Genomic DNA, 18622 nt, shown 5'->3' with positions numbered 1-18622 from the left:
AATGGCCTGGTGATATTAGCCGACATTCGGTAGCAGCTGCCGGCCGAACGTCGGCTGAGGCCGTTAGAGCTGGTCGAGCGGCTCGGCGACCACTGCGCTCGATTCCGCCTGCCCCAGGGCCTGGCCCATGCACACGGGACTTAGCGGGCCGAGCTGCTCGGCCCAGCGGACACGGTCCGGACCGAACAGCAGGATGACGGTCGAACCAAGCTTGAAGCGCCCCATTTCCGTACCCTTTTCCAGGTGGATCGGCGCGCGCGCGGCTTCGTCGTAACGGAAGGTCCGGAGGCTGCGCTTGGGCGGCGTGACCAGTCCGGCCCAGACCGTTTCGATGCTGGCAACGATCATCGCGCCGACCAGCACCATCGCCATCGGCCCATGCTCGGTATCGAACAGGCAGACCACCCGCTCGTTGCGCGCGAACAGCTCCGGTACCCCCTGGGCGGTAACGGTGTTCACGGAGAAAATCCGTCCCGGTACATAGACCATCTCGCGCAGCGTGCCGCTGACCGGCATATGCACACGGTGATAATCCTTGGGCGACAGGTACACGGTAGCGAATGCGCCGCCCATGAACGGCGCCGCGCGCTCATGATCGCCGCCGAGCAACTCCATGGCGCTGAAGCTGTGCCCCTTGGCCTGGAAGATGCGCCCCTGCTCGATGCGGCCTAGCTGGCTGATGGCCCCGTCGCAGGGGTTGAGGATGGCGCCAGGCGTGGTGTCCAGCGGGCGCGCGTCGTCTTTCAACGCGCGGGTGAAAAAGGCGTTGAAATGTTCGTAGGCCGTAGGTTCTTCCGTCTGGGCCTCGCGCATGTCGACCTGGAAATGGCGGACGAACCACTTGATGAAGGTGTTCTTCACCCAGGGCAGCCGGCATTCGGCCAGGCAGCCGGCCAGTCGTGAGATCAGGTGATGCGGCAGCAGATACTGGCTGGCGACGAACAGGCGTTCTTTCATGTTGGTCCTTTTCATTGCTGCACCGGGGTGTCAGGCAGGTTGCCCCATTCGGCCCAGGAGCCGGCGTAGCCTTTGACGCGCGGATAGCCCAGCGCCTTGGCTATCAGGTAGGTGAGGCCTGAGCGATGGTGGGTTTGACAATGGGTGATGATTTCCTTCTCCGGCACGATCCCGAGTGCCCGCAGGTGCTCGGCGATGTCCTCGCGGATGCGCAGCGAACGTGCTGGGTCCATGGCGGCGGTCCACTCGAAGTTGACCGCCCCGGGGATGTGGCCACCGCGGGCGGCGAACAGCTTTTCGCCGCGGTATTCAGCCGGTGAGCGAGCGTCCCATATAGCCAGATCGTCCGCGCCGAGGCGGCTCTCGATGTAGGTGCGGGTGGCGGTGGGTGCTTCGTCGAGCGTCAGGCTCGGGTGGCCGGCGGCGGCCGCGGGTACCTGCTGGGTGAGTGACCGACCCTCGGCCAGCCAAGCGTGCAGGCCGCCGTTGAGGTAGTGGTAGTGGTGATGGCCGATCACATCCAGCAGCCAGACGAAGCGCCCGGCCCAGCCGCCGCCCTCGTCGTCGTAGACCACATAGACCGCGTCGGGGCGATGTCCCAGTGCGCCGAACAGCTGCTGCAGCTGCGCGATGTCGGGAAGCAGGCCGGGCGCTGGCGGTTGGCCGAGCTGGGTCTGCTTGGGGTCGACGAAGCGAGCACCCAGCAGATGGCCTTCGGCATAGCGAGCGGCGCTCGTCAGATCGACCAAAATCAGTTCCGGCGCATCGAGGCGAGCGGCCAGATCGGCAGGCTCGATCACCAGCGGCAGGTGGGAAAAGACGGACACGGCGGGCCTCGACTCAGTCATGGAAGGGACGAAGTCTAGCGAAAAAGATCAGCCCCCGCGCCTGCTGAAGTTGCTCAGTGCGCGCTCGATGCACTGGGATGTTTTAACGAATGTTTGCAGTACCGCGTCCGACATGGGCGCGCCGTTCTGATCGGCAACGATGAGCATCAGCACTCGCCCGTCGACTCCCAGCGAGCGCAACAGCAGGTGCTCGCCGGCGAACAGTTTCTTGAGCGTGCCGGGCAGGAGGGCCGAGAACTGCGCCATGTTGGATGGTTGCAGTCGCAGCTGGGCAGGTTTTTCCAGCAGGCGCCGAACAATCTGGCTCTGCTCCGGAGCGAGCGTCAGGCGCGCGGCATCGGCAGGCAGGCCGTTGCCCTGCTGGCTGAGCAGGCGATTCTGCTTGCGGTCGACCAGCATCACCAGTGAGCGCTGAAGGCCGGCGCAGTTCAGTGCGCGGCTGGCTGTGGCAGTCAGTTGCAGGATGTTGCTGAACGGTGAGGGATCGCCCAGCAGGCGGCGACATTGGTCGCGCCACTCTGCCAGGTCGGCCGCGCTCGGGGTCGGTGCTTCGCGCAGGGTCTGGAAGCGGCTGCCGGTTGGCCACAGCAGGCCCTGGGCCGGGTGCCAGAGGTCGGTCGGGCCGAACTCGCGGGCACTGATGACCGCTTGCTGGTGCACCATTTGTTGCATCTCGTCCAGTGGCACCTGCAGGTACAGTCCGGCCAGCCGCTGCCAGCGCAGGCTGTGCACGCCGCTCCAGCTGTGGTGTGCCGATAGCGCCAAGCCGTTGGCCAGCACGATGGTGTTGCTCGGCAATGTAAGCCAGCGGCGTAGCTCGGGGTCGGCGTCGAGCATCTGCTGCTGGTGCAGCGGGTGTTCGTTGTCGTGGGCGATATGTAGGGCCCTGATCAGCCGGCGCCGATCGGCACCGAGCAGGCGATAGCCCTGAGCGATCCAGTCGGGTAGACGCCAATGCTCGGCAAGCCTGAGGCACAGCTCCAGCAGGGAAACGCCGAGCAGTTCGCGCTCGACGCGGCTGGCTGGTTCGCCCTTGACCAATACCCGCTGTTCCCAGCTTTCCAGCAGATGCGGATAGGTGCCGATCAGTGCCCAGGCCGGCGCCAGAAACAGCAGGCTGCCCCAGTGGATGTCCTGCCACAGCCGGGCCAGGCGGGCGGCGAACAGCCCGTTGGCCTGCTGGCTGGCATGGCGACTGATCAGCACCAGTTGCCGCAGCGGTCGCGGCATGTCGGCCGCCTCCATCGCCGGAATGCGCGCCAGCAATGCTTCGGCGCGCTGCACGCCGATGCGGCTGAGTGCGACCTCCAGGCTTTCGGCCGGCTGGCCATCGCCGATGCCGCGGTTGGCCTCCTGAATGAAGCGCAGCGCCAGCACCGGGCTGTCCTGGATGAGCTCGGCGATCTGCCGCATCGACTTGCTGCTGTCGCGCAACGCCAGGCGAACCCGTTCATGAACGGCAGCAAAGGCAGGCAGGGGAGCATCGTCGAGTGCCTTGATCCAGGCGGGCAGGGTGCGTGGTAGCGGGGGCGTGGTGGTCATGGCCGAACTAGCTTTTCATCGGGATGGCCTTTAGTCTGGCGCAAAAGTTCCGATAACCAGAACAATTCTTCCAACATTCCTTTTGCAAGGTCGTCTGGTAACGACTCGGGGCGCTGTTTTGCCCTGATCCGGACGGCTCGTAACCAGGTTTCAGACGTACCTCCTATGGTCAAGATAATCGGCATCATCGTGGTGTTCGCCAGTGTGCTGGGCGGATTCGTGCTTTCGGGCGGCAAGATCGGCGCACTGATCCATCCATTCGAGGTGATGATCATTGGCGGCGCCGCCCTGGGCGGCTTCCTGCAGGCCAACCCCGGCAGTACCACCAAGATCGTTTTCAAGAAGTCGCTGAAGATGTTCAGCACGCGCTTCACCCATACCTATTATCTGGAAGTGCTCAGCCTGCTCTATTCGATCCTGAACAAGAGCCGCCGCGAGGGCATGATGGCCATCGAGGCCGATCTTGAGGATCCGGCTGCCAGTCCATTGTTCAGCAAGTACCCCGGCTTCCTGCAGGACGAGCGGATGACCGCCTTCACCTGCGATTATCTGCGCATCATGTCCTCCGGCAACATGGCGCCGCACGAACTCGAAGGCTTGTTCGACATGGAGCTCAACAGCCTGAAGGAAGAACTCGAGCACCCATCTCACGCCGTCAGCAAGGTCGCTGATGGTTTGCCGGCGATGGGTATCGTCGCGGCGGTACTGGGTATCGTGATCACCATGTCGATCCTCGCCGAGGCGGATAACGCCATGATCGGCTACAAGGTCGGCTCGGCACTGGTCGGTACCTTCCTTGGCATTCTTGCTTCCTACGGATTCTTTGGGCCGCTGGCCGCGGCGTTGGAGCACGACGCCAAGGAAGAGCTCAACGTCTACGAGGCAATCAAGGCGACATTGGTCGCCTCGGCCTCGGGTATGCCGCCGACGCTGGCCGTCGAGTTCGGCCGCAAGGTTCTCTATCCGGCGCACCGCCCGAGCTTCGCCGAGCTCGAGCAAGCCATGCGTGGCAGCTAAAGGTTCGCCATGGACAATACCCAACCGATCATCGTCAAGCGGGTCAATAAGGTCGCGGGCGGTCATCACGGTGGCGCCTGGAAGATCGCTTTCGCCGACTTCGCCACGGCGATGATGGCGTTCTTCCTGGTGATGTGGCTGATGAGTTCAGCCACGCCGGAACAGAAGAAGCTCATCTCCGGCTACTTTCAGGACCCCATCGGGTTCACCGAAAGCGCCAGCCCGCATGTGATCGACCTGGGCGGCACGCCGACGCCGTCACCGGATCGCACCCTCAACCCCGAGCTGGAGCCGGCGCAGAGCGAGGCGCAGATCGACGCGCAGCAGGCCGAGACCTTCGCCGAGCAGATCGAGCGCGAGCGGCTGGAGCTGCTGCTTCAGGAACTGCAGAACAAGGTTGACGAGAACCCCGAACTGCAGAAGTTCAAGGATCAGATCCTCTTCGAGATTACCCAGGACGGTTTGCGCATCCAGATCATGGATGCCGAGAACCGGCCGATGTTCGCCCTCGGCAGTGCCCAGCTGCAGCCTTACTTCGAGGACATCCTGCTGGCGCTGGTGGACACCATCGCCGCCGTGCCGAACAAGATCAGCATCAGCGGACACACCGACGCCAAGCCGTTTTCCGGGCGCGGCGATTTCGGCAACTGGGAGCTATCGGCCAGCCGCGCCAATGCCGCGCGCCGCACGCTCGTAGCAGGTGGGTATCCCGAGGAGCAGATTGCGCGGGTGGTGGGCTATGCCTCATCGGCACTGTTCGATCGCAAGGATCCGTTCAACCCGGTGAACCGTCGCATCGACATCCTGGTGCTGACGAAGAAAGCGCAGCGTTCGATCGAGGGCGAGCAGCCCGGCGCGCAGCCCGACGATGAGGGCGGTGCGGCGCCTGCCCAGTCTTCGCCCGGCGCGACGGCACCCGTCGAGGAGCCGTTGCAGCCCGAACAGCTGCGCGAGCGGTTGAATATCTTCGAAGACGGAGTGCTGAAGTTCAGCGAGCCCGGTGCGCGCTGATCAGCCCGTTTATCAGTAGTCCGATTCCGGCAGGCTGCTGAGAATATGTCGATAGCTGGCCATGCGCTGCGGCTGGATACGCCCCTCCTCCAGTGCCTTGAGCAGCGCGCAGTCCGGTTCGCGATCGTGCTTGCAGTCGCGGAAACGGCAGTGCCCGAGTAGATCCTGGAATTCGATGAAGCCTGCCTCCACATCGGCGCGGCTGACGTGGCCGAGGCCGAATTCGCGAATGCCGGGTGAGTCGATCAGCTCGCCGCCGCCGGGGAAGTGGAACAGCCGCGCGGTGGTGGTGGTATGCGTACCCTTGCCGGTCATTTCCGACAGCGCGCCGACACGGGTATCGACGCCCGGCAGCAGGCTGTTGACCAGCGACGACTTGCCAACTCCGGACTGCCCGACGAACACGCTGACGTGACCGTCGAGGCGCGCCTTCAGCTCGTCCATGCCGGCGCCGCCATGGGCCGAGACCTCCAGCAGCGGATAATCCAGCTGGCGATACACGTCCAGCAGGCGGTTCAGTGCTGCCTCGTTCTGCTCGTCGATCAGGTCGGCCTTGTTTAGCAGCAGCAGCGGCGCGATGCCAGCGTGCTCGGCTGCGATCAGATAGCGATCGATCAGATTGGCGTGCGGCTCGGGGAGCGGTGCGAAGACGATGACGATCAGGTCGACATTGGCCGCCACCGGCTTGAGCTGGCCACGCATGTCCGGCCGGCACAGCTCCGAATGTCGCGGCAGCTGCGCGACGATGACGCCGATGCCCTGGTTGCCCGGGCGCCAGACCACGCGGTCGCCGGTGACCAGTGCCGGCAGGTTGGCCCGCAGGTGACAGCGGAACACCTGGCCGCTGTGTTCGCCCTCCAGTGCCTCGACCTCGACCTGTACGCCGAAATGCGCGATGACCAGCCCGGTCTGTTCCGGGCCGAGGTCGCCGCCTTCCAGCTCCTCGAGGGCACGGCTCTCACGGCGTGCGGCACGGGCGGCGCGCTCTTCCTGGATCTTCTCGATGCGCCAGCTCTGCCGGCGGTTGAGTTGGCGTTTGGCCATGGGTGGGGGTTGTCTCGCAGTTTTGGTGGGCGAGTCTAGCATGCCGGCTGGCTGCGGCCTGTATGGCGCGTCGGCAGACGGTTAGACTGACCGGCCCTGGTTCGACGATCGCTGATCATGTCCGCCACCACGCTTACCCGCTTGCCTGTTCTGCGCGCGCTGCTGGCCCAGTTGCTGGCGCTGTTACTCGTCTGGCTACTGGCGTTCGGCTTGGCCTGGGGCTTTGCCGTGCGCCCGGGGCTGCTCCCCACCGCGCTCGCGCAGGGCGCTCTGGCCGCACTGATCGGGGCGCGACTCGGCCTGTCGGTCTGGTGGCTGCCGATCAACCTGCTCTTCGTGCCTGGTCTGCTGCTGTCCGGCGACCTGAATGTGCCGGCATGGGCGCCGCTGAGCGGCCTCGCGCTGCTCTTGCTGCTCAACTGGAACGCCTTCGGTGAGCGGGTGCCGCTCTACCTGACCGGCTCGCAGACCGAGCGCCGGTTGCGGGCGCGGCTGGCGGTGCTGCCGAACGATTTTCGTCTGATCGATCTGGGCAGTGGGCTGGCCGGTACCCTGGTGCGGCTGGCACGGGCATATCCGGCGGCGCGCTTCGTCGGAGTGGAAACCGCACCGCTGACCTTCGTCCTGTCCTGGCTGCGCTGTCTGTCACGGCGCAACTGCCAGGTCCAGCCGCTCAGCCTGTGGCGCGTCGATCTCGGCGAGTACGATGTTGTCTACTGCTTCCTTTCACCCGCGCCCATGGCGGCGCTGTGGGAAAAGGCGCAAGCGGAAATGCGCCCCGGCGCGATGCTGATCAGCAACAGTTTCGCGGTTCCCGGTGTCGAGCCGGCTGAAGTGCTGCCGATCGGCGACTGGCGCGGCTCACGCTTGCTGATCTGGTACCCGGCCGGCCCACCTGACGGCGCCGGCGCGAGCGGCTAAACTGCGCCGCACAGCCAAGGAGCCCCTCATGCAGAACCCGCAGAACCTGATCTGGATCGACCTGGAAATGACCGGTCTGGATCCGGACAACGACGTCATCATCGAGATGGCCACCATCGTCACCGACAGCCAGCTCAACGTGCTGGCCGAGGGACCGGTCATCGCCGTGCACCAGAGCGACGAAGTCCTCGCCGGCATGGATGAGTGGAACACCCGCCAGCACGGCGGTTCGGGGCTGACCCAGCGTGTGCGCGAGAGCCGGATTTCCACGGCGGAGGCCGAGCGCATGACCCTGGAGTTCCTCGAGCAGTGGGTGCCCAAGGGCAAGTCGCCGATCTGTGGCAACAGCATCTGCCAGGACCGTCGTTTCCTCTACCGACAGATGCCGACGCTGGAAGCCTATTTCCACTACCGCAACCTGGATGTCTCGACGCTCAAGGAGCTGGCGGCACGCTGGGCGCCACAAATCATGGAAGGTTTCAAGAAGGGTGGTACTCACCTGGCGCTGGACGACATCCGCGATTCCATCGCCGAGCTGCGGCATTACCGCGAGCACTTCATCAAGGTTTGAGCGGCCACTAAGGCTCGCGCAGGTTCGCAGGGTGGATCGCGCGGCACCGATCCGCCCGGCCGGGCGAGCCGGAAGTAAACAGCGACATCCACGCTACGCCTGCGAGCCGGCAGCAAGCCGGCCCTCGCGACGATCACGGCCAGAAGTCCGGCCGAAAGTTACTTGCCCAATTTGCGCAGTTCGTCCGACTCGACGATGCGCAGGCCGTCGCCTTCTTCCAGCGCCAGGCGCCAGAGCGCTCGCGCCAGCGTGCAGGCCTCGATTCCGTGGTACTTGCCTGGAAGCAGCTGCGACAGCGGCGCGGCGATGCGCTCGCTCAGGCGCGACTCCAGGCGTGGGCCGATGAGTTGCGAAGGGCGCGCGATGGTCAGTTGCGGCCAGTCCTGCTGCTGTAGTGCGGCCTCGGTCTCGCCCTTTACCTTGAGATAGAAGATCGAGCTGTCCGTGCTGGCGCCCAGTGAGCTGATCACCAGCAGATGGCGGGCGCCCATTTCCTTGGCGCGGCGGGCGAATGCCAGCACCAGGTCATGATCAATGGCACGGAAGGCTTCCTGGGTGCCGGCCTGCTTGAGTGTGCTGCCCAGGCAGCAGAAGGCCGTGTCGATTGCGCCGCTCAGAGTTGGCAGCACTGTTAGCAGCTCGCCGACCGGGTTTTCCAGGCGTGGGTGCGCGGCCAGCGGCTTGCGCGTCGGCGCCAGCACGCGTTCTACGGTGGGTTCGTTGAGCAGTCGATCGAGCAGGTGCTCGCCAGTGAGTCCGGTGGCGCCGGCAAGCAGAATGCGCTGTGGCGTCAAATACATGGTTGTGCTCCTGTGGCGATCATTGGGCGGCACGTCGTTGCTGCAGTTCCTGCCAGCGCTGGACGACCGGTTCCGGTGCCCATAATTGCGGTTCCGATGCCTGATAGTCGTCGGCCTGCTCGCGTTCGGCAACCTTTGCCGCCGCCAGCGTGAAGGCCTGCACGATATCGTCGGTTTCCTGCAATGCTTCGGCGAACAGCGCGCGGCCGAAGTAGGTAAAGTCGCTCTGCTCGGAGCAGCCGAACGACACCCGGTCGGCACGCGCGGCAGTCATGATCAGCGTCTGCTGGTTCTTCAGCGGCTCGATGAAACCACCGGAGTAGCAGGCGGATATCACCACCACCGCCTTGCGCCCGGCCAGCGGCGTGAGCAGCCCGGCAAGGTCGTCGGCGGGCAAGTCGTCCAGGCTCAGACGCGGCTGGCTCAACACCAGTTCGTGCTCGGCCGAGCCGTGGCTGGTGAAGTAGAGGAAGATCAGGTCTTCCTCGCCGCTGCGCTCGGCCAGGGCACGGATGGCCCGCGCCAGGTTCTCCCGGGTCGCCAGCGGGCGGTCGGCCAGGTGGTCGCGATGGTTGACCAGGCTGAGCTGGCCCCGGGCCTCGAAGCGCTCGGCGAGCAGCCGCTGCACGTAATCCGCTTCGCGCATGAACACGCTCTGGCGACCGTCGCCGGCGAACGTCAGCGTATAGAGTTCGGTCGCCGGGGTGGATGGCGGCAGTGCCTCGATGGCGCTGTCGAGCAGGTCACCCTGCTCCAGCAGGGCGATCTCCAACGGATCGGGCAGGGCGTGGCCCTGTTCGTCGCGGATGCGCCGGCCGTTGTGCCAGGTGCCGCGAAGTTCGCGGCCTACGGCATCGGTCAGCGCACCCTCGCCGGCGAAGCGTCCCTGGCGGAAGCCGCCGGTGTAGAAGCTGCCATCGGCACGGTCGAGCCGGCCCTGGCCGTGGTAGCGCCAGCCGCGGAACTGGCCGACGTAACGGCTGCCATCGCTGGCGAGGTGGCTGCCGGTGCCACTCAGTTCGCCATGGACGAAGGTACCGCTCCAGACGTTGCCGTCGCTGTCCTCGTAGCGGCCCTGGCCATGGAACTGGTCATTCTCGAACTGGCCGCTGTAGCGTTCGCCCTGGCCGGTTACGTAGCTGCCTTCGCCGTTCAGGCTGCCGGCGCTGAAATCGCCGCTGAGCTGGCCATCGACGTCGCTGCGGGTGCCAGGACCATCCGGCTGGCCTTGGCTGAACTGGCCCTGATGGACGTAGCCATCGGCATACTCGAGCTTGCCCTGGCCGTGGTAGAGGTTATTGCGGAACTCGCCTTCGTAGACCGTGCCGTCCTGGCTGAAACGGCCGTGGCCGTGCATGCGACCGGCCTGGAATTCGCCTTCGTAGACGCCGCCCTCGGCGTAGCTGAAGCGGCCGAGGCCGTCGAACAGGCCATGCTTGAACTCGCCCTCGTAGCGATCGCCGGTGGCGCCGTTCCAGGTACCGAAGCCATGCCACTGGCCGTCCTTGAACTCGCCGAAGTAGTAGCTGCCGTTCGGGTAATCGATACGTCCGCTGCCCTGCAGCAGGCCGTCGACGATCTCGCCGCGGTAGCGGCCGCCGTCCGGCAGCACTCCATCGGCAGGGGTTAGAGGCTCGCCCTCGCCGCAGGCGGTGAGCAGACCGAGTAACAGGAAGGGAAGAAGACGCAGCATGCGGACATCCGCTCAGGCAGGACGTCCGCAGTATGCCGCAAACCGGGCGGGCTGCGACAATCGCGCAGGGTTGCCGCTCAGAGGACGCACAGAGCCAGGGTTTCGGCGATGTAGGCCGGTTTCTCCGAGCCTTCGATCTCCATCACCGCGCGCGCCTTGAGCAGCCACTGACCGGGATTCTTCTCGTGGGCATCGATCAGCGTCAGCCCCAGCCGCACCCGCGAGCCGACGCGTACCGGCTGGATGAAGCGCAGGCTGTCCAGGCCATAGTTGACGCCCATCCGCGTGCCCTCCGGAACCACCATCAGGTCACCGGAGAGCATCGGCAGCAGCGACAGTGAGAGGAAGCCGTGGGCGATGGTGCCGCCGAATGGGGTCTGCGCGGCCTTCTCGGCGTCGACATGGATGAACTGGTGGTCACCGGTGCAGTCGGCAAACTGATCGACACGCTGCTGGTCGATGGTCAGCCAGTCGGAGTGACCGAGTTCCTTGCCGATGAAGTCCTTCAGTTGTGCGACGGGTACCTGTGGCATGAATCCTCCGGGTTGTTCTTGTGATTGCAGGATGAGCGGCCAGGGGCAGTGGGCGACTGCACCGGGGCTAGATCAGCACGTGCGCCAGCCACTGCAAACCAGCATCGGCAGCGCGAATGGCCCGTCATAGCGCCGCGCAGGCAGCTGGCAGCATTGGCCCTTATACTGTCCGCATTTTGCAGGAGGCTCCCATGCTGCTCAGAGGCCTGACCTGGCTGGTCGCATTCCAGCTGCTTGGCACCGTGCTGAACGTGCTGTTTCTGCCCATGCTGCCAGGCCCGATCATTGGGATGGTGCTGTTGTTCGCTGGTCTGCTGGCGCGTGGCAGGGCAAGCGAATCGCTTCAGCTGGCGGCGAGTAGCCTGCTGCGCTATCTGCCGCTTCTGCTGGTGCCCCCGGCAGTGGGTGTGATGGCCTATACCGAGGCGATCCTGGACGATTTCTGGGCCATCATCGGCGTGCTGGTGATTTCGCTGGTGATCTCGCTGGTCTTCACCGGTTGGCTGATGCAGGCGCTGATCCGGCGCAAGCAGCGCCGTCAGGAGGGGGCATGATCGAGTTGCATTGGTATGCGGCCTGGCAGGCGCTGATCCACCATCCGCTGTTCGGCGTGGGCATCACCCTGGCGGCGTTCCAGCTGGCATTTGCCGCCTACGAGAAGACTCGCTGGGTGTTTCTACAGCCGGTGCTGGTGTCGATGGCGCTGGTGGTCGGCATCCTCTTGGCATGCGGTATCGCCTACGAGGAGTACCGCATCAGCGCCCAGTGGCTGACCATCCTGCTGGGGCCGGCCACCGTGGCCCTGGCCGTGCCGCTTTACCTCAACCTGCGGCGCATCCGCGAGCTGTTCGGGCCGATCGTGGTCACCCTGCTGGTCGCCGGCATATTCGCCACGGCGCTGGGCATGGCCCTGGCCTGGGCGTTCGGCGCCGACGAGATGATCCTCATGACCCTTGCGCCGAAATCCGTGACCTCGCCGATCGCCATGCTGGTTGCCGAACAGATCGGTGGCGTGGTGGCCCTGGCCGCGGTGTTCGTGATGATCACCGGTGTGCTCGGCGCGATTATCGGTCCGGAACTGTTGCGCCGGTTTGGCGTTCAGCATCCTGCAGCCCGCGGCATCGCGCTGGGGCTGACCGCTCACGCCGTGGGCACGGCGCAGGCGCTGCAGGAAAGCGACGAGTGCGGTGCTTTCGCGGCGCTGGCCATGAGTCTGATGGGGGTGCTGACCGCGGTGCTGTTGCCGCTGGTGGTCGCCCTGCTGCTGTGATGGAGTCCGCATGAGATTGCCGCTGTTCCCGCTGGATACCGTGCTGTTTCCCGGTTGTGCGCTCGAATTACAGATATTCGAGGCGCGCTATCTGGACATGGTCAGCCAGTGCTTAAAGGCTGGTCATGGCTTTGGCGTGGTGCACATTCTGGATGGTCGTGAAGTCGGCGCGGCGCCAACGGCCTTCGCCAGCATCGGCTGCGAGGCGCATATTCGGGACTGGCAGCAGTTGTCCAATGGCCTGTTGGGCATACGCGTGGAAGGCGGGCGACGCTTCGATGTTCAGTCGTCCGAAGTGCAGGACGACCAGCTGACCGTCGCCCAGATCGCCTGGCGCGCTGAGCCCGCCCTGCAACCGCTGAACGAGCGGCACGCCGACCTGCTGGTACTGCTCGAGGCGCTCGGTCAGCATCCGATGGTCAAGACGCTGGGGCTCGGCGGCCCCGTCGACGATCAGGCCACCCTGGCCAATCAGCTGGCTTACCTGCTGCCATTCGAGGCCACGCAGAAAATCGAGTTGCTGGGACTGGACAAGCCGGAGCTCCAGCTGGAGCAGATTCAGAGCCTGCTCGAGCAATTGCAGGACGGGGCTTAGGCCTGACGCCCCGAGTGTTGGGCGACTTGACCTGGAGCCGCACCGGCCAATTGGTGTCGCTAGAAAAGGTCGGCTTTGTCAGTGCGGCTTTTGTGCCAACGACACCGTAAAGATCCCCCAATCGTCTATGCGCTGGGTGATTTTAACCAGGCCTGCCGCTGCTACCAATTGGTCCATCTCTGCTTGGGTACGCCGCCGCATCACCCATGCCTGTCCACCTCGGTGACTGGTCAGCACTCGGGCGATGAGATTCAGCTGTGGGTGCCAGGGTTGTCCTGTGTAAACGATGTAACCGCCCGGTTGCAGTGCTTCGGCGATGCCGGCCAAAGAGCGGCTGATCATCTGATTGTCGCCGAACAACTCGTAGAGTCCCGATACCACTACAAGCGTTGGGCGCGGCGAGAGTGAGGCCAGACTGGCCTGATCGAATGCGTCAGCCTTGATGAACCGAGCGACGTCTTCGAAACCCTTTGCCTGGATCAGGGCGCTACCATCGCGTACGTTGATGTCGCTGTAATCGCGTAGAACAATCGAAGCAGGGCGCTCTTCGAGACTCTGTACTGCCTCAAGAATGTAGCGACCGTGGCCGGCAGCGATGTCTACGATATGTACTGGCTGATCGGTGCTTCGCAGCCGACTTATCGCTCCGCGTAACAGCTCTTCTACATGCGCTTTTCTCGGGCGTATTGCTCGCCAGCCTATGGAATTCAAATAGAGCTGGTCGATCTTTTGCCCTAGCAGGGTCAGGCCTGCTGGTTCGTTTCTGTAGGCATAATCGAGCGTGCTGCCGGAATCGAAACCGGTCTCGAAGCCGAGCTTCATTCCATGGGAAAGCCGGGCACCAAGGCGCATTCCTGCACGCATGGCGCGCCAGTAACATTCTTGTATTGAGTTTGGGGCAACAGGGGCGGCCAGTGCTTCTGCTTCTGCTCGCATCGGGCCTATTCGGTCCGCATCTAAGAGCGATGGAGGTGCCGTTGGCGTTTCAAAGTTGTGAAGAATGAAGCGACGGGCCTGGCTTACTGCCCGTTCACGATCTCGCTCACCAAGCGTGTCGTGAAAGAAGCCGGGGAGAAGGTGTTTTTCTTTCCGTAAGCAGCCGAGTCTTTCGAAAAACATCACCTGCGGTTTGCGCTCGACGACGAAGTCTGCGCCTGAGATGAGGAGCTGCGTCGGGATTTGGATCGCCTGCGCATCTGCAACCACGCGTCGCGCCGCTTCATGCAGTCCAAGGAGCATGTTGACGGAAATGGCCTTGGTAATAAGCGGGTCCTGCTGATAGCTCTGAATCCGCGCGGGATCGTGAGTCAGGAAGCGTGCCTTGACGTAGCTGTCAACGAAGAAGTTGCCGCGAAATGCTCGTATCAGCCTCAAAGCCGCCCGTGCGAACGGTACGTACAGCTTCACGCTGAACGCCGGTGAGGCCAGTATCAGCGCGCGAACTTTGGGCGCATAGTCGTGGGCCCATGTCGCAACGACAACCGCCCCTACGCTTTGCGCAACAATGGCTAAGTCCTTCTCGTCGAAGTTGTGGGTCGAGCCGATGTGTTCAATGAACGTTTGCACATCTCGCACGCTCGTCACGAAGCTCGGGCTGTCTCCGCGAGCGCCAGGCGACAGACCGTGCCCGCGCGCATCCCAGGCAAAGAAATCACAGTCAGGAAGGTCGAGTTCATCAACGAGGTGGGCCAGTCGACCCGAATGCTCATGTCCTCGATGGAACATTACGACGGCCCGCCTTTTCGTTGTCTCTACCGGCAAGAGCGCGGGCCAATGGCGGTAGGAGAGTGCTACGGCATCGTGGCTGCTGAATGTTAGAAGGTGTGACTCTCGCATCGGTCTGATCCTAGTTCCCTGGACACTTATTGAGTTATCCGAAACTCAACGTTGGAAGGTTGCTCGCGCTAGATGCGCACCTAACCACCGGTGGTGTGATATGCGCAACGACACGTCACACATTCTTGGCTCGTGCCCAGAAAATAGCGGATCACACCTTCGCTAGATGCTCACTGATACCGATACATTTGCATCGCGGCCGGCAGCGCCCACACGCTGAACGCGCCGATCAGTCCCAGGCAGGCGGGCAGGATCAGCCACCATACCTTGGCTGGTAGTGCTGCCATCGGGGCGCGCCATTGCACCAGGGTCAGGCTGAGCGCGCAGATGCTCGCCGCGAGCAGTGCACCGGCGGTGACGTCGGTCATCCAGTGCACCCCCAGGTAGACCCGTGACAGCGCGATCGCCGTGGCCGGCAGGCTGGCCAGCACCAGCCAGGCCAGGCGTAGGCGCGGTGGTTGGTCGCGACCGGCGAGTACGCCGAGGGTGAGAAAGAAGGCAAACGCGGCCGAGCTGTGGCCACTGGGAAAGCTGTAGCTGCTCAGCGGCTCCATCAAGACCTCTGGTCGAACGCGGGCGAAGGAGGCCTTGAGCGCACCGTTGGCCGTGGCCGTGCCCAGCAGCGTGAGGATGGAAAAGATTGCTGCACGCCACTGGCGCAGCATCAGGAGCAGCACGCACAGCAAGACGCCGGCCCCGAGCTGGGTGTGGAAGTCGCCTAAGCGGGTGATGACCACCATGATGCGATCGAGCACGCTGCTGCGCTCGCTCTGGATTACCGCGAGCAGTCCTTCGTCGAGCTCCTTGAAATGTGGCCAGCCGAAAAACAGCCCGAGCAGGATCGCTATGCTGACTGCTGCCGACAGGGCACTGACCCAGCGCAGCTGGCGCAGGCTGCCGTACGCGGTACTGGCGGCCAGAACCAGCAGGCCGCCTGCGACGATCGCCGCCTCGCTCCAGAAACCTTCCTGCAACGGCAGGCGCATGGCCGCGCCAGCGCTCCAGCCGGGCAGCAGATAGGCCATCGACCAGCCAGCGGCGGCGCACAGGCTGACCAGCAAGAAGCGGCCGAAGGGCATGTCGAGCATGCCAGCGGTCATCGGTAGCATCGGTCGCAGCGGCCCGATGAAGCGGCCGACCAGCAGGCTGGCAACGCCGTAGCGCTGGAAGTAATGCTCGGCGCGCAGCAGCCACTCGGGATGGTTGCGCAGGCCGGGCAGGCGACGTATGCCCTGATGGTATCGACGGCCCAGGCCATACGAGAGCAGGTCGCCGATCAGGCCGCCAATGAAACCCAGCAGCAGGGTTTCGCCGAGCGTGAGGACGCCGTTACCAGCCAGCAGGGCGATGGAAAAGGTCAGTACGGTACCCGGGATCAGCAAGCCGACGACTGCCAGGCTCTCCATGCAGGCAACGAGCAGCAGTGCCAGGCCCAGCCAGTGCGGGTGGCTTGCCAGCCATTGAGTAAGGGGGTCGAGCCACTGGCCCATGCATGCTTCCTTGGATCGGGGTCGCCTTTCGACCTGACGAAAGGGCGGCGGGTTTCCTGTGCGCCGATAATACCCCGCTGGTGTCATGCAGAGCGGGCGCGATCGGAGCCCTTTCGCCCCGTCGTCGCTGTGCGTAGGCTGCCGGGACGGCTATAATCAGCCGCTTTCCCTTCAGTCAGGCCAGCTAGATCCATGACCGAGTCCGTACTCGACTACATGACCCGCCTGGGCCGCGCCGCGCGCGAGGCCTCGCGAGTGCTTGCGCGTGCCAGCACAGCGCAGAAGAATCGTGCCCTGCAGGCCGCCGCCGCGGCGCTCGACGCTGCCCGCGACGAGCTGGTGCGGGCCAATGAACTGGACCTGGCCGGCGGCCGTGCCAACGGCCTCGATGCAGCCATGCTCGATCGCCTGGCACTGACGCCCAAGGTCATCGACGGCATGATCGAGGGCCTGCGCCAGGTCGCCACGCTACCGGACCCGATCGGCGCGATCCGTGACATGCGCTACATGCCGTCCGGCATCCAGGTCGGCAAGATGCGCGTACCGCTGGGCGTGGTGGGCATCATCTACGAATCGCGGCCCAACGTGACCATCGACGCCGCCAGCCTGTGCCTGAAGTCGGGCAATGCGACCATCCTGCGTGGCGGCTCCGAGGCGATCCATTCCAATCAGGCGATTGCCCGTTGCATCCAGCTCGGCCTCGCCGAAGCCGGCCTGCCGGCTGCTGCCGTGCAGGTGGTGGACACCACTGACCGCGCCGCGGTGGGCGCCCTGATCAGCATGCCGGAATATGTCGACGTGATCGTGCCGCGTGGTGGCAAAGGTCTGATCGAACGCATCAGTCGTGACGCCCGGGTGCCGGTGATCAAGCACCTGGACGGCATCTGCCACGTCTATGTCGACGTCGCGGCGGATGTGGACAAGGCCATCCGCATCGCCGACAACGCCAAGACCCAGCGCTTCGCGCCGTGCAACACCATGGAAACGCTGCTGGTGCACCAGGGCATTGCCGAGCAAGTGCTGCCGCCCCTGGCCGCCATTTATCGCGACAAGGGCGTTGAGCTGCGTGGCTGCCCGCGCACGCGAGCGCTACTCGGCAGTGATGTGCTGCAGGCCAGCGAAGAAGACTGGTCCACTGAGTACAACGCGCCGATCCTGTCGGTCCGCATCCTCGACTCGCTGGACGAGGCGATCGAACACATCAATCGTTACGGCTCGCAGCACACCGATGCGATCGTCACGGAGAACTTCACCGACGCCCGTCGCTTCCTCACCGAGGTCGATTCGGCATCGGTGATGATCAACGCCTCGACCCGCTTCGCCGATGGCTTCGAGTACGGGCTGGGGGCGGAGATCGGTATCTCCACCGACAAGCTGCACGCGCGCGGTCCGGTCGGCCTGGAAGGGTTGACCAGCGAGAAGTACGTGGTCTTCGGCGACGGTCACGTCCGTACCTGATGAATCACGCAGGCGGCGCCCGGCGCATCGGCATTCTCGGTGGCACCTTCGATCCGGTGCACATCGGCCACCTGCGCGGCGCGCTCGAAGTGGCCGAGATGTTCGGGCTCGACGAGCTGCGGTTGATACCCAATGCGCGGCCGCCGCACCGCGATACGCCCAATTGCTCGGCACAGGATCGCCTGGCGATGGTCCGCCTGGCGGTGCAGGACCTGCCGCCGCTGTGTGTGGATGCACGGGAGCTGGAGCGCGAAAGACCGTCCTACACCATCGATACGCTGATTTCCTTGCGTGCCGAGCTCGGTGCCGACGACCAGCTGCTGCTGGTGGTGGGCTGGGACGCCTTCTGTGGTCTGCCCACCTGGCATCGCTGGGAGGAGCTGCTCGATTACAGCCATATCCTCGTGCTGCAGCGGCCGGATGCCGGCACCGAGGCGCCGCAGGCACTGCGTGATCTGCTCGCGGCGCGCAGCGTGACCGATCCGCAGGCGCTGTGCGGTGGGGCAGGGCAGATCGCTTTCGTCTGGCAGACGCCGCTGGAAGTATCGGCCACACAGATTCGCCAATTGTTGGCCAGCGGCAAGTCGGTCCGATTCCTGGTTCCCGATGCCGTACTGGCTTATATCAACGCGCACGGACTGTACCGGGCGTCGAACTGAGGTTGTTTTCACGTTATGCAAACTGAAGCTTTGGTCCAGCTGGCGGTCGCCGCGCTGGAAGATCTGAAAGGCCAGGACATCACCACTATCGATGTTCGCGGCAAGACCAGTGTCACCGATTACATGATCATCGCCAGCGGCAGCTCCAGCCGGCACGTCAAGTCGCTGGCCGAGAACGTTCTGGAGAAGGCCAAGGAGCAGGGCGTACGCCCGCTCGGCAGCGAAGGTCTGGATGGCGGCGAATGGGCGCTGCTCGACCTGGGCGATGTGGTGGTGCATGTGATGCAGGTGCCGACCCGCCAGTTCTACGACCTCGAGCGCCTGTGGCAGGGCGCCGAGCAGAGCCGCGCGCAGCACGCCCACGACGCGGAGTAAGC

19 protein-coding genes are annotated in these 18622 nt (G+C 64.5%); 10 read left to right on the top strand and 9 right to left on the bottom strand.

Going from position 1 to position 18622, the window contains the following annotated elements; genetic code table 11:
• Positions 1 to 63: 63 nt before the first annotated feature.
• From asd to NAO55_RS09335, 3 genes are read right to left on the bottom strand one after another with little or no spacing between them, the layout of a single operon-like run.
• Positions 64 to 957 (bottom strand): archaetidylserine decarboxylase, encoded by an 894-nt coding sequence (gene asd / locus NAO55_RS09345; RefSeq protein WP_102838783.1) that lies wholly within the window; start codon positions 955 to 957, stop codon positions 64 to 66.
• An 11-nt stretch (positions 958 to 968) separates the two neighbouring features.
• Positions 969 to 1784 carry a rhodanese-like domain-containing protein gene (locus tag NAO55_RS09340; RefSeq protein WP_102838782.1) on the bottom strand — a complete coding sequence of 272 codons (816 nt, stop codon included), beginning with the start codon at positions 1782 to 1784 and terminating at the stop codon, positions 969 to 971.
• A 48-nt stretch (positions 1785 to 1832) separates the two neighbouring features.
• A complete protein-coding gene (locus tag NAO55_RS09335) occupies positions 1833 to 3347 on the bottom strand; it encodes an HDOD domain-containing protein (RefSeq protein ID WP_102838781.1) in 1515 nt (504 codons plus the stop codon).
• A gap of 165 nt (positions 3348 to 3512) precedes the next feature.
• Here NAO55_RS09335 and motA point away from each other — a divergent pair, with 165 nt between their 5' ends.
• The gene (gene motA / locus NAO55_RS09330) at positions 3513 to 4364 is read left to right on the top strand and encodes a flagellar motor stator protein MotA (RefSeq protein WP_102838780.1); all 852 of its coding nucleotides are present in this window, start codon (positions 3513 to 3515) and stop codon (positions 4362 to 4364) included.
• Between the two features lie 9 nt (positions 4365 to 4373).
• Positions 4374 to 5375 (top strand): flagellar motor protein MotB, encoded by a 1002-nt coding sequence (gene motB, locus NAO55_RS09325; protein WP_102838779.1) that lies wholly within the window; start codon positions 4374 to 4376, stop codon positions 5373 to 5375.
• A 12-nt stretch (positions 5376 to 5387) separates the two neighbouring features.
• On the opposite strand, the gene rsgA is transcribed toward motB, so the two are convergent.
• A complete protein-coding gene (rsgA, locus tag NAO55_RS09320) occupies positions 5388 to 6419 on the bottom strand; it encodes a small ribosomal subunit biogenesis GTPase RsgA (RefSeq protein ID WP_102838778.1) in 1032 nt (343 codons plus the stop codon).
• 117 nt (positions 6420 to 6536) lie between these two features.
• On the opposite strand from rsgA, the gene NAO55_RS09315 reads away from it, so the two are divergent.
• The gene (locus NAO55_RS09315) at positions 6537 to 7340 is read left to right on the top strand and encodes a class I SAM-dependent methyltransferase (protein ID WP_102838777.1); all 804 of its coding nucleotides are present in this window, start codon (positions 6537 to 6539) and stop codon (positions 7338 to 7340) included.
• A gap of 28 nt (positions 7341 to 7368) precedes the next feature.
• On the top strand, positions 7369 to 7911 hold the full coding sequence (gene orn / locus NAO55_RS09310; RefSeq protein ID WP_102838776.1) for an oligoribonuclease: 543 nt from the start codon (positions 7369 to 7371) through the stop codon (positions 7909 to 7911).
• A gap of 158 nt (positions 7912 to 8069) precedes the next feature.
• Here the strand turns inward: orn and NAO55_RS09305 are convergent, their stop codons facing one another.
• From NAO55_RS09305 to NAO55_RS09295, 3 genes are all read right to left on the bottom strand, one after another.
• Positions 8070 to 8711 carry an oxidoreductase gene (locus tag NAO55_RS09305; RefSeq protein ID WP_063540836.1) on the bottom strand — a complete coding sequence of 214 codons (642 nt, stop codon included), beginning with the start codon at positions 8709 to 8711 and terminating at the stop codon, positions 8070 to 8072.
• 19 nt (positions 8712 to 8730) lie between these two features.
• Positions 8731 to 10404, bottom strand: a complete 1674-nt coding sequence (locus tag NAO55_RS09300) for a C13 family peptidase (RefSeq protein WP_102838775.1) — start codon at positions 10402 to 10404, stop codon at positions 8731 to 8733.
• A gap of 77 nt (positions 10405 to 10481) precedes the next feature.
• Positions 10482 to 10937 carry a MaoC family dehydratase gene (locus NAO55_RS09295; RefSeq protein ID WP_102838774.1) on the bottom strand — a complete coding sequence of 152 codons (456 nt, stop codon included), beginning with the start codon at positions 10935 to 10937 and terminating at the stop codon, positions 10482 to 10484.
• Between the two features lie 191 nt (positions 10938 to 11128).
• Here NAO55_RS09295 and NAO55_RS09290 point away from each other — a divergent pair, with 191 nt between their 5' ends.
• Genes NAO55_RS09290 through NAO55_RS09280 form a run of 3 tightly spaced genes read left to right on the top strand, consistent with a single transcriptional unit; the run spans position 11129 to position 12802 of the window.
• Positions 11129 to 11491 carry a CidA/LrgA family protein gene (locus tag NAO55_RS09290; RefSeq protein WP_102838773.1) on the top strand — a complete coding sequence of 121 codons (363 nt, stop codon included), beginning with the start codon at positions 11129 to 11131 and terminating at the stop codon, positions 11489 to 11491.
• Positions 11488 to 12207 carry an LrgB family protein gene (locus NAO55_RS09285; protein ID WP_063540840.1) on the top strand — a complete coding sequence of 240 codons (720 nt, stop codon included), beginning with the start codon at positions 11488 to 11490 and terminating at the stop codon, positions 12205 to 12207. The genes NAO55_RS09290 and NAO55_RS09285 overlap by 4 nt, the downstream gene beginning before the upstream one ends.
• Positions 12208 to 12217: 10 nt before the next feature.
• Positions 12218 to 12802, top strand: coding sequence for an LON peptidase substrate-binding domain-containing protein (locus tag NAO55_RS09280; protein WP_102838772.1), 585 nt, complete (start codon positions 12218 to 12220; stop codon positions 12800 to 12802).
• A gap of 78 nt (positions 12803 to 12880) precedes the next feature.
• Here the strand turns inward: NAO55_RS09280 and NAO55_RS09275 are convergent, their stop codons facing one another.
• Both NAO55_RS09275 and NAO55_RS09270 read right to left on the bottom strand, forming a co-directional pair.
• Complete coding sequence (locus NAO55_RS09275; protein ID WP_102838771.1) at positions 12881 to 14638, bottom strand: bifunctional alpha/beta hydrolase/class I SAM-dependent methyltransferase; 1758 nt, start codon at positions 14636 to 14638, stop codon at positions 12881 to 12883.
• A gap of 170 nt (positions 14639 to 14808) precedes the next feature.
• Positions 14809 to 16128, bottom strand: a complete 1320-nt coding sequence (locus NAO55_RS09270) for a bifunctional DedA family/phosphatase PAP2 family protein (protein ID WP_102838770.1) — start codon at positions 16126 to 16128, stop codon at positions 14809 to 14811.
• A gap of 192 nt (positions 16129 to 16320) precedes the next feature.
• Here NAO55_RS09270 and NAO55_RS09265 point away from each other — a divergent pair, with 192 nt between their 5' ends.
• From NAO55_RS09265 to rsfS, 3 genes are read left to right on the top strand one after another with little or no spacing between them, the layout of a single operon-like run.
• Entirely contained in the window at positions 16321 to 17586 is a 1266-nt protein-coding gene (locus NAO55_RS09265) for a glutamate-5-semialdehyde dehydrogenase (protein WP_102838769.1), read from the top strand.
• Positions 17586 to 18245, top strand: a complete 660-nt coding sequence (gene nadD / locus NAO55_RS09260; protein ID WP_102838768.1) for a nicotinate-nucleotide adenylyltransferase — start codon at positions 17586 to 17588, stop codon at positions 18243 to 18245. Before NAO55_RS09265 ends, nadD begins: the two co-directional genes overlap by 1 nt.
• Before the next feature lie 15 nt (positions 18246 to 18260).
• On the top strand, positions 18261 to 18620 hold the full coding sequence (gene rsfS, locus NAO55_RS09255; RefSeq protein WP_063540846.1) for a ribosome silencing factor: 360 nt from the start codon (positions 18261 to 18263) through the stop codon (positions 18618 to 18620).
• Positions 18621 to 18622: the final 2 nt, after the last annotated feature.

The organism is Stutzerimonas frequens (assembly GCF_024448335.1).
Classification (GTDB): domain Bacteria; phylum Pseudomonadota; class Gammaproteobacteria; order Pseudomonadales; family Pseudomonadaceae; genus Stutzerimonas; species Stutzerimonas frequens.
Note: the sequence above shows the minus strand (reverse complement) of the source record. Positions and strands in the feature narration are given on the sequence as shown.